Consider the following 10,989-nt stretch of genomic DNA (forward strand, 5'->3'; position numbering starts at 1 on the left):
AGGAGTGGCGCCTCACCGGGACGTCCCGCTTCATGCACGGCAAACGATCGGTACCCGGCGCCGGACCTGCGACATGTACGCCACCGGAACACGACCCGCGACCTGCCGAACCGCACACCGCACGGAGTCGCGGCCGACCCGACCGCCCGCGGTCAGCCGGCCCGTCAGCTCACAGCGTCTCGCTCAGCGAGTCCGCCGGCCTGCGACGGGCCGTTCGGGTCGCGGGGACCGAGGCCGCCGCCACCGCGCCGAGCACCGCCGCGGCGATCAGCGCCAACAGCACCGACAGCGGCGGCAGTTGCGCGATGCCCGCGCCCATGCCGCCGGCACCGCCCTGGGCGTCGACCAGACGGCGGCCCGCCACGGCGCCCACGGTTGTCCCGAGAACGGCGGACAGCAGCGCGGTCAGACCGGCCGCCGTCACGATCACCGCCCCGACCTGCCGGGGCGTCAGGCCGATGGCCTTGAGGGCGAGCAGGTCGCGGCCCCGGTCGCGTACACCCGTACCGATCAGCGTCAGCAGCTCGATCAGGCCGATCAGCGCGAGGACCGCGATCAGCGCGGCGATCACCGCGCGCGCCGGTTCCAGACGGTCCGCCGGGTTGGGCGTCTCCCGGATCTCCAGCGCGCCGTCGCCCGCCTCGGCGAGCTCCGCGCTCACCGCGCGCGGGTCGGCGCCGTCGCGCAGCACCAGCGCGTGGAATCCGGGCCGCAGGCCGGGATCGCGCTCGCGCAGGGTGTCGATCGTCGTCGAGACGATCCGGCCGCCGGACTCCGGTTCGATGCTGCGGCCGACGATGTGGAGGATCTGCGGCCGTCCCTCGACCGTCATCCGCACCCAGTCGCCCACCCGTACGCCGAGCAGGTCCAGCAGCCCCTGGCCGGCGACCGCCTCGTCGGGGCCGTCGGGCGCCCGGCCCTCCACCACGGCGGACGGGTACGGCTCGCGGGCGGTGCCGAGCCCACGCAAGGTGATGGTGCCCGTCTGGCCCGGTACGAGGGCCGCCGTCTCCACACCGGGATGGACCGCTGTCACGTCGTCGACACCGGCGAGGATGCGCTCCAGCTCCGCCTCCGTCGGACCGCCCGGCTGCTCGGCCCGTACGGTCAGCGCGGCCGGCAGTCCCACCCGGTCCGGGTGGCTGCGGAACTGGTCCAGGGTCGACCAGGCGACCAGCGCCACGGTGATCAGCACCAGCGGCAGCGCGAGGCGGAGCACGGCCGCCACCGCGCCGCCCCGGCGTGCGAAGGCGGCGCGCGTGCCGAGCACGAGGGCGGGCGGCACCCGCATGCCGAGCGCCCATCTGCCGAGCACGGTCATCGGCGCGGCGGTCGGCAGCGCCGCCCGGGCCGCGGGGACCGGGGGCACGCGTCCGGCACGCCAGGCCGCGAGGCCCGTGGCGACCGCGATGAGCAGCACCGCGCCGCACGGCAGGCCGATCAACAGGGCCGTGTGACCGGGCAGGTCCTGCCACAGGGCGACCGCGTCACCGATCCGGCCCGGTATCCGCGACCCCAGCAGGGCGATCGCGAGCGTGCCGAGCGCGGCGCCCAGCAGCGCGAAGGCCAGGTGCTGCACGAGGAAGCCGCGGACCACCTGGCCGGGTGTGAACCCGACGGCCTTGAGCACCGCGATGTCACGGAGCTGGCCGCGCACCCGTGCGCCGATCGCCCCCGAAGCGGCCAGAGCGGCGGCCAGCAGCGCGCCCGTCCCGAACACGGCGAACAGCTGCCCCAGCAGCCGGTCGTCGCCGCCCGCCTCGGCCCGCGCCTGCTGCCACTTGGTGACCCGGGCGACGCGGTCGGCGCCGAGGAGCGTCACCGCGCGCTGGACGGTGAAGTCGGTGTCGTCCGGGTCGTCCAGCCGCAGGCCCACGGTCTGCCCGCCGCTGCCGGGGGCGACCTTGTCGAGCGTGCCGGGCAGCACCCAGCCGATGCCCGGCTCGCCCCCCGGCCGGTAGCGCGGCTCCGCTGCCTCCGCGACGCCCGCGACCCGCAGCGTGCTCGCCGAACCCTCCGGCCCGGCGACCCGCAGCGTGTCGCCCGGCTCCGCCCACAGGGCACGGGCGACCGACGTCTCCAGCACGACCGCGGCCGCGCCGCCGTCGCCGGACGGCGCGAGCCAGCTGCCCGAGGTGACCAGCGGCCTGGCGGTCTCCGGGGGCCGGGCGCCGGTCGCGCGCAGTTCGAGGCCCGCCCGTGCCCCGCGCGACTCGACCGTGGTCGTCGCGGTGCGGTACGGGCCGGAAAGCGCGGCCACGCCGTCGAGCCGGGACAGGCCGGTGGTGTCGGTTCCGGCGCGCGTGTGCAGCCAGATGTGAGCGCCCTGGGACTGGTTGAAGACCCGCTGCCAGGGGTTGGCCGCGTAGCCGAACAGCGCTCCGGCCAGGAGCAGGGAGGCGATGATCCCCGCACTGGCGAGGACGACGAACAGGGCTTCGCCGCGGTGTGCCCGGAAGTCGGCGTGCGCCCAGCGCAGAGTGGCGCGCACCGTCAGTCCCTCAGCTCGAGCACGCCGGAGACGCCGCCGCCCGGGGCGCGGTGCCCGGTGCCGAGCACCGCGTCGTCGGCGATGCGTCCGTCGAAGAAGCTGATGACGCGGTCGGCGGCGCTCGCCATCCGGGCGTCGTGGGTGACCATCAGGATCGTCTGGCCGCGCTGGTGGAAGCGGGAGAGCAGCCGCAGCACCTCACGGGTGCCCTTGCTGTCGAGGCTGCCTGCGGGCTCGTCGGCCAGCAGCAGCGCGGGGTGGTTGACGAGTGCCCGGGCGAGCGCGACGCGCTGCTGCTCACCGCCGGACAGTTCGCCCGGCATCGACTTCTCCCGGCCTTCCAGCCCGAGCTCGGCGAGCAGTTCGGCGCGGGAGGCGCGCGCCGACCGGGGCGACGCCCCGGCGAGCAGCGCGGGCAGTTCCACGTTGTCGGCGACGGTGAGGTTGGAGACGAGGTTGAAGAACTGGAAGACGATGCCGATGCTGCGGCGCCGCAGCACCGCCCAGCGGGCCTCCCGGTAGGCGTCGACCTGTTCGCCGCCGATCCACAGCCGCCCGCTGTCGGGCCGCTGGAGCCCGCCGATCAGATGCAGCAGCGTCGACTTCCCGGCGCCCGAAGGACCCGTGACCGCGACGAACTCTCCGGGCCGCACGGTCAGGTCCACCCCGCGCACGGCGTGCACGGCGGCGCCCTCGCCGTGGTGCGTCTTGGTCAGACCCTCGGCGCGCACGATCGGTGTGCTGCCGGCTCCGGAGGGTGGGATGTCCGGGTGCGGCGAGGAGCCCGCGTCCGCGCCCGCGCGGACACCCGGGGCGCCGGACGGCCGGACACCGCGGTCCCGGCCGCCGGACCCGGCCGCGCCGGGCTGCGCCCTGCGACCGCCGGACGGCGCGTCGTCGCTCATTCCAGCTCCTCCTGACAACGTTCCAGCCAGTCGAGGTCGGCCTGCAGATGCAGCATGGCACCCTCGATCAGCAACTGGGAGATCCTGTTGTCCCGGTCCTCGGACGCGGCCAGCTTCGACAACTCCCGCATGGTGTTGAGGTACTGCCGCCGCTGCCTGTTGATCAGGGCGATCGGGTCGGCGAGCCCCGACTCCGGCGCGAGCGCGAGCTTCATGAAGAACTCGTCCCGCACCCGCGGCTCGTCGGTGGTCTCCTCGAACCAGGCCAGCACGGCCTCGCGCCCGGCATCGGTGAGCCGGTACGTCCGTTTGTTGGGCCGGCCCGACTGCTCGACGTCCTCGCCGTCGATCAGGCCGCTCTTCTCCAGCCGGCCGAGAGTGACGTAGATCTGGCCGACGTTCGGCTGAGGGTACGCGGCGCCCAGGAGCTTCTCAAGGTCCTGCTTGAGCTCGTAGCCGTGCGCGGGGCCCCGGGTGAGGAGTGCCAGGAGCGGCAGCCGCACGCGCTCCCCCTCTCTCCCGCTGCGTAGTCTGCTGTTGGCCGGGCAGTGGGACGTCCGGACCGCCCGCCCGCCCCGTCTGCCTGGGCCTCTAGTATCGCCCATGCCTAACGGGTATATATAGGCCACGATGGTCGGCGGCGCAGCCGGATCGTGCACCGGGAGGAACCTATGCGGTGGATGCGTGCCGCGGGTAGGGGACTCCTGGTCGCGGCGGTGGTTCTTGCGGGATACGCCGGATTCGACGCGCGCGGCGGGGGAGCGGAGCCCGCAGGCCGGGGGCCGATGACCCTGGTGACGGCCGGCGACCTGACCGGCTATCTCCCGCCGCTGCTCGAGGACTGGAACGAGGAGCACCCCGGCGAACGCGTGACGCTCGTCGAGCTGCCGGACTCGGCCGACGAGACCCGCGCGCAGATGATCAGCGAGCTGCGCTCGGGCAGCGACCGGTTCGACGTGCTCAACATCGACGTGGCCTGGACCTCGGAGTTCGCCGCGGCCGGGTGGATCTCGCCGCTGGAGCGCGACCGCTTCCCCCTGGACACCTTCCTGAGTCCCGTGGTGGACACCGCGACCTTCGACGGGCGGTTGTACGCCGTCCCGTACGTGACCAACGCCGGGCTGCTCTACTACCGCCGGGACGTCCTGGACCGTGCCGGCGTGAAGCCGCCCCGCACCTGGGCCGAGCTGGCCCGCCAGGCCCGCACTCTGGCCCCGCGCCACGGCCTCGGCGGATACGCGGGCCAGTTCCTGCCGTACGAGGGCCTGACCGTCAACGTCACGGAGGCGGTGCACTCGGCGGGCGGCTCGATCCTGCGGGACGACGGCGACCGGGTCACCGTGGACTCGGACGCCGCGCGTGCCGCCTTCTCCTTCCTCGCGGACGGCGTGCGCGAGGGCTGGATCCCCCGTGACGCCCTCGGCTACAAGGAGGAGGAGTCCCGCCGGGCGTTCCAGGACGGACGGCTGCTGTTCCTGCGCAACTGGCCGTATGTGTACACCGACGCGAGCGCGAAGGACTCCAAGGTGGCCGGGCGGTTCGGCGCGGTGCCCCTGCTCGGCCCCGACGGCCCGGGCACCAGCGTGCTCGGCGGCTCCAACCTGGCGATCAGCAGCCATGCGCGCCACCCCGAGTCGGCCGCCGACCTGATCGCGTACCTCACCAGCGAGCGCGTCCAGCGGAAGGTCCTGACCGAGGGGTCGCTGCCGCCCGTGCGTGCCGCGCTGTACGAGGATCCGGCACTGATCGCCGCGCATCCGTATCTGCCGACCCTGCGCCGCAGCGTGCTGTCGGCCGTGCCGCGACCGAAGTCCGCGCGCTACGACCAGGTGAGCCTCGCCGTGCAGGCGGTGGCGCAGGACGTCATGGCGCTGCGCCAGACGCCCGAGCAGGCGGTCGCGCGACTGGCGCGCGAGCTCGGCGCCATTTCCCGCACCGGCTGAGCCCATCGTCACCTCCTCAAGGAGCCTCTACCTACATGTTAGGTAGAGGCTCCTTGCTATTTGAAGACCCCAGAGCGGGACATAACACCCCAGCTTCAGGTAGTTTACGGACGCATCGTTGACACCTCGGCGTCATGGCTACTTAACATGCATGCATAACAGCGCCACCCGATCCGGGGCGCTCTCGCATTCAGCAGAAACAGGTCGACGCGAGATGCTCAGCACGCTTCCGGCCGGCATCGGCCACCCCAACCGCAGCTCCGCCACCCCCGAACCGTGGTGGCGCGACGCGGTGATCTACCAGGTGTACGTCCGCAGCTTCCTCGACAGCACGGGGGACGGGATAGGCGACCTGGCCGGCGTCCGTGCCGGGCTTCCCTACCTGCGGAAACTCGGCGTCGACGGCATCTGGCTCAGCCCCTTCTACCCCTCGCCGCAGCACGACCACGGCTACGACGTGGCCGACTACTGCGACGTCGACCCCGTCTACGGCGACCTCGCCGAGTTCGACCGGCTGGTCGCCGACGCCCGCAGGCTCGGGCTCAAGCTGCTGCTCGACATCGTCCCGAACCACTGCTCCAGCGAGCACCCCTGGTTCCGCGAGGCCCTCGCCGCCGCCCCCGGCAGCCCCGCCCGCTCCCGTTTCCACTTCGCCCCCGGCCGCGGCGCGGACGGCGCCGAGCCGCCCAACAACTGGCGCGCCATGTTCGGCGGCCCCGCCTGGAGCCGGACCACGGACCCCGACGGGACGCCCGGAGAGTGGTACCTGCACCTGTTCACCCCCGAGCAGCCCGACCTCAACTGGCGTGACCCGGCCGTCGGCGACGAGTTCGAGCGGGTGCTGCGCTTCTGGCTCGACCGCGGTGTGGACGGCTTCCGCATCGACGTGGCGGCCGGTCTCTACAAGCACCCCGAGCTGCCGGACTCGGACGACCCCGAAGCGGACGAGCGCTCCCGCGACTCGGTCAACCCGCTCGCCTGGAACCAGCCGGAGGTCCACGACGTGTGGCGCCGCTGGCGCGCGGTGTGCGAGGAGTACGCCGCACGCGACGGTCACGAGCGGCTGCTCGTCGGCGAGGTCTCCGTACCGACCGCGCGCGAGCACGCCCTGTACGTCCGGCCCGACGAACTGCACCAGGCGTTCTTCTTCGACCTGCTCAGCGCCCCCTGGGACGCCGACGCCTTCCGTTCGACGATCGACGAGGCCGTACGCGACATCGCCGGCACCGGCTCCACCGTCACCTGGGTGCTCAACAACCACGACCAGGTCCGCACGGTGACGCGGTACGCGGGGGAACCCGGTGTCGAGGGCAGCGGACTCGGCGCCGCCCGCGCCCGCGCCGCCGCCCTGCTGATGCTGGCCCTGCCCGGCGCCGCGTATGTCTACCAGGGGGAGGAGCTCGGCCTGCCCGAGGTCCTCGACCTGCCGGACGAGGTCCTCACCGACCCGATCTTCCACCGCACCGGCAGCCGCAAGCACATCCGCGACGGCTGCCGCGTTCCACTGCCCTGGTCCGGCCATGCTTCCCCGTTCGGCTTCAGCCAGGGCGAGGCCGGGGCCCGGCCGTGGCTGCCGCAGCCCGAGTGGTTCGCGGAGCACGCCACGGACCGGGCCCTCGCCGACACCCGATCCTTCTGGCACCTGTACCGCGACGGCCTGCAACTGCGGCACAGCCTCCCGCAGTTGGGCGAGGGCACGCTCCGCTGGCTGGACGCGCCCCCGCACGTGCTGGCCATGGTCCGCGGCGACGGACTGATCTGCGCGGTCAACTTCGGCGCCGAGCCCGTCCCCGCTCCCGCGAGCGGCACTCCCCTGCTCTCCAGCGGCCCCTGCCCCGACGGTGTGCTCCCCGGAGCGACCGCCGCGTGGTGGACCGCCGACCCCACCTCCTGACCGCCCCACTCTCGGAAGGACCCTCACCATGCGACGACCCTCGAACACGACCCGGCGGACGGCAGCGACGGTCTCGGCGGCCCTCGCCGTCGCGCTGACCGCCACCGCCTGCGGTGGCACCACCGGCCCCGCGAGCGGCGGTGAACTCAGTGGCCAGACCGTCACCGTGGCCGGTGTCTGGACCGGCAGCGAACAGAAGAACTTCAAGAAGGTGCTCGACGCCTTCACCGAGAAGACGGGTGCGAAGACCGTCTTCGTGCCCTCCGGCGACAACGTCTCCACCTTCGTCGGCAGCAAGATCGAGGGCGGCAACGCCCCCGACGTGGTGATGGTCCCGCAGGTCGGCGTGCTGAAGCAGTTCGCCTCCGAGGGCTGGCTCAAGCCGCTGTCGGACAAGACCGCGAAGTCGGCCACCGACGGCCTTTCCCCTGTCTGGAAGAACTACGGCACGGTCGACGGCACCTACTACGGCCTCTACTTCAAGGCGGCCCACAAGTCGACCGTCTGGTACAGCCCGGACGCGTTCACCCAGGCCGGCGTCACGGAGCCCAGCTCGTGGACGGGCCTGCTGGAGGCCGGCCGCACCCTCTCGGACTCCGGCCGACCCGCCTTCGCGATAGCCGGCGAGGACGGCTGGACGCTCACCGACTGGTTCGAGAACGTGTATCTCTCGCAGGCCGGACCGGAGAAGTACGACCAGCTCGCCCAGCACAAGATCAAGTGGACGGACGAGAGCGTCGTCAAGGCGCTGACCACCCTGGCCGAGGTGTTCAAGGACAAGCAGCTCGTCGCCGGCGGCGCCCAGGGCGCGCTGCGCACCGACTTCCCCGCCTCCGTCGAGCAGGTCTTCGGACCCGAACCGAAGGCGGGCATGGTCTACGAGGGCGACTTCGTCGCGGGCGTGGCCAAGGACGAGTTCGGCAGGAAGCCGGGCGAGGACGCCAAGTTCTTCCCCTTCCCCGGGGTCGGCGCCGGGGAGCCGCCGGTGGTCAGCGGCGGCGACGCGGCCGTCGTCCTGAAGGAGGGCAAGAACGCCGAGGCCGGGATGCGGCTGCTGGAGTTCCTGGCGACGCCCGAGGCCGCGGAGGTCTGGGCCGGCGCGGGCGGCTTCCTCTCGCCGAACAAGGACGTCAGCCTCGACGCGTACAGCGACGACGTGACCCGCGAGACCGCCGAATCGCTGATCGGCGCGGGCAACTCGGTCCGCTTCGACATGTCCGACCAGGCGCCCGCCGCCTTCGGCGGCACCAAGGGCGCGGGAGAGTGGAAGCTGCTCCAGGACTTCCTGCGCGACCCGTCCGACCCGAAGGCCACCGCGGCGAAGCTGGAAGCCGCGGCGGCCAAGGCGTACCGGAACTGAGGCCGCTCTCATGCCTGACACCCTCAAGGCCCGCGCCGCGGTGGACCCGCGGCGCCGGGCCCAGCGCAGGAAGCGCCGCCTCGCGGTCGTCTTCGTCCTGCCCGCACTGCTGCTCCTCGGTGCGCTCGTCGTCTACCCCGTCCTCTTCTCCGTCGGCCGCAGTCTGTTCGACGCGAGCGGGGACCGGTTCGTGGGCGCCGCGAACTACACCGAGATGTTCAGTGATCCGGCCACGCTCAGGGCCATCCGCAACAGCACCATCTGGGTCGTCGTCGCACCCGTCCTGCTGACCGGTCTCGGGCTGATGCTCGCCGTGCTCACCGAGAAGGTGCGCTGGGCCACCGCGTTCAAGCTGGTGCTCTTCCTCCCCATGGCGGTCTCCTTCCTCGCCGCGGGCATCATCTTCCGGCTCGCCTACGAGCAGGACCCGGACCGGGGCGTGCTCAACGCCGCCGTCGTCGGCGTCCACGACGCCTTCGAGGATCCGGCGGCGTATCCGACGGCCAGGGCCCGCGAGAACCAGGGTCTCGCCGGCGGCGCGGGCGGCCCCTACACCACCGAGGAGGCCGTGCAACCGGGACGGAGCGTGACCCTCGGCTTCGTGGGCGTCGCCCCCGACGCCATGCCCGCCGGGGCGAAGGCCGCGGCCGTGAAGGAGCCGGGACCCGACGCGATCGGCGGAGTCGTCTACCTCGACTTCGCCCCGGGAGGCGGCGGTGCGCAGGGAAAGGTCGACCCGGCCGAGAAGGGACTGCCGGGCATGACCGTCGAGGCCGTACGCGACGGGACGACCGCGGCCACCACGACGACGGCCGCCGACGGATCGTTCCGCTTCGCCGGCCTGGACGACGGCGCGTACACGGTCCGGCTGCCCGCGTCGAACTTCGCCGCCCCCTACGGAGGCGTGAACTGGCTCGGCCCCGCCCTCGTGACCCCCGCGATCATCGGCGCCTACCTGTGGGTGTGGACCGGATTCGCGATGGTGCTGATCGGGGCCGGCCTCTCCGCCATCCCGCGCGACGCGCTGGAGGCGGCCCGGATGGACGGCGCCACCGAGGGCCAGATCTTCCGCAAGATCACCGTCCCGCTGCTCGCACCCGTGCTCACCGTCGTCTTCGTGACCCTGGTGATCAATGTGATGAAGGTCTTCGACCTCGTCTGGATCATCGCGCCCGGACCGGTCCAGGAGGAGGCCAACGTACTGGCCACCCGCATGTGGCTGGTGTCGTTCGGCGGCGGCAACGACCAGGGCCTCGGCAGCGCGCTCAGCGTCCTGCTCCTCCTGCTCGTCGTCCCCGCGATGATCTTCAACGTCCGGCGGTTCAGGAGGAGCGGAGCATGAGCGGCCACAGCACCATCGAGCGCCCGCCGCTCGCCGAGGCCCCCGTCCCCACGGCGGTCCCGGCCGCGCCGCGCCGTCCCGGGCGGCAAAGCCGCCTGACCAAGTGGCTGAACAGCGGGATCGTCCAGGCACTGCTGATCGTCGTGGCCCTGGTCTGGATCACGCCCCTCGCCGGGCTGTTCCTCTCCTCGCTGCGCTCGGAGCGGGACAACGCGTCCGACGGCTGGTGGACGGCGCTCAGCGACCCCTCCCAGCTGTCACTGGACAACTACACGGCGCTGCTGGAGGACTCCGGCATCACCGCCGCGTTCTGGAACACCGTCCTGATCTCCGTGCCCACCACGATCCTGGTCGTCGGCATCGCCGCACTCGCCGGATACGCCTTCGCCTGGCTCGACTTCCCCGGCCGTGACGCGATCTTCCTGGTGGTCGTCGGACTGCTGGTGGTCCCCGTCCAGATCGGGCTGCTGCCCGTGGCCAAACTCTTCGGCACCATCGGGCTGTTCGGCACGATCGCGGGCGTCGTCCTGTTCCACGTCGCCTACGGACTCCCGTTCGCGATCTTCCTGTTGCGCAACTACTTCGCCGAGATACCGCGCGAGATGCTGGAGGCCGCCCGGATGGACGGCGGCAGCGAGTGGCGCATCTTCTCCCGTCTCGTGCTGCCGCTCGGCCGGCCGGCCCTCGCGAGCCTCGCCATCTTCCAGTTCCTGTGGGTCTGGAACGACATGCTCGTGGCGCTGCTCTTCGCGGACAGCGGATCCCAGCCGCTGACCGTCGCCCTGCAGTCCCAGATGCGGCAGTTCGGCAGCAACATCGGTGTGCTGGCCCCGGGCGCGTTCCTCTCGCTGGTGGTCCCGCTGGTGGTCTTCTTCGCCTTCCAGCGGCACTTCGTGCAGGGAGTGATGGCCGGATCGGTCAAGTAGGACCGACCGAGAGACCGGCGTCGTCCGCCCGTGGCCTGCACCCGCACGGGAACCAACCGCTGCCCGCCACCTGACCGGGCCCTGGTCCGCCGGACACCGCGACCTCGCCGTCGCCAGCACCCTCATCT

8 protein-coding genes are annotated in these 10,989 nt (G+C 72.5%); 5 read left to right on the top strand and 3 right to left on the bottom strand.

The window, feature by feature from the left end; all coding sequences use genetic code 11:
• Positions 1 to 169 precede the first annotated feature (169 nt).
• Genes ACWD0A_RS18020 through ACWD0A_RS18030 form a run of 3 tightly spaced genes read right to left on the bottom strand, consistent with a single transcriptional unit; the run spans position 170 to position 3,899 of the window.
• Positions 170 to 2,491 (bottom strand): FtsX-like permease family protein, encoded by a 2,322-nt coding sequence (locus ACWD0A_RS18020; RefSeq protein WP_451299156.1) that lies wholly within the window; start codon positions 2,489 to 2,491, stop codon positions 170 to 172.
• A gap of 2 nt (positions 2,492 to 2,493) precedes the next feature.
• Positions 2,494 to 3,396, bottom strand: a complete 903-nt coding sequence (locus tag ACWD0A_RS18025; RefSeq protein ID WP_451299158.1) for an ABC transporter ATP-binding protein — start codon at positions 3,394 to 3,396, stop codon at positions 2,494 to 2,496.
• Entirely contained in the window at positions 3,393 to 3,899 is a 507-nt protein-coding gene (locus tag ACWD0A_RS18030; RefSeq protein WP_307716916.1) for a PadR family transcriptional regulator, read from the bottom strand. Before ACWD0A_RS18030 ends, ACWD0A_RS18025 begins: the two co-directional genes overlap by 4 nt.
• Before the next feature lie 168 nt (positions 3,900 to 4,067).
• Between ACWD0A_RS18030 and ACWD0A_RS18035 the strand changes: the two genes are divergently transcribed.
• From ACWD0A_RS18035 to ACWD0A_RS18055, 5 genes are all read left to right on the top strand, one after another.
• Positions 4,068 to 5,339 (top strand): ABC transporter substrate-binding protein, encoded by a 1,272-nt coding sequence (locus ACWD0A_RS18035; protein WP_451299161.1) that lies wholly within the window; start codon positions 4,068 to 4,070, stop codon positions 5,337 to 5,339.
• A gap of 214 nt (positions 5,340 to 5,553) precedes the next feature.
• The gene (locus tag ACWD0A_RS18040) at positions 5,554 to 7,233 is read left to right on the top strand and encodes a glycoside hydrolase family 13 protein (protein WP_451299163.1); all 1,680 of its coding nucleotides are present in this window, start codon (positions 5,554 to 5,556) and stop codon (positions 7,231 to 7,233) included.
• A gap of 28 nt (positions 7,234 to 7,261) precedes the next feature.
• On the top strand, positions 7,262 to 8,593 hold the full coding sequence (locus ACWD0A_RS18045; protein WP_451299165.1) for an ABC transporter substrate-binding protein: 1,332 nt from the start codon (positions 7,262 to 7,264) through the stop codon (positions 8,591 to 8,593).
• Between the two features lie 10 nt (positions 8,594 to 8,603).
• Entirely contained in the window at positions 8,604 to 9,935 is a 1,332-nt protein-coding gene (locus tag ACWD0A_RS18050; RefSeq protein WP_451299167.1) for a carbohydrate ABC transporter permease, read from the top strand.
• Complete coding sequence (locus ACWD0A_RS18055) at positions 9,932 to 10,861, top strand: carbohydrate ABC transporter permease (protein ID WP_451299169.1); 930 nt, start codon at positions 9,932 to 9,934, stop codon at positions 10,859 to 10,861. The genes ACWD0A_RS18050 and ACWD0A_RS18055 overlap by 4 nt, the downstream gene beginning before the upstream one ends.
• The last annotated feature ends 128 nt before the right edge of the window (positions 10,862 to 10,989 follow it).

The sequence above is a fragment of the Streptomyces sp. NPDC002867 genome (genome assembly GCF_053591895.1).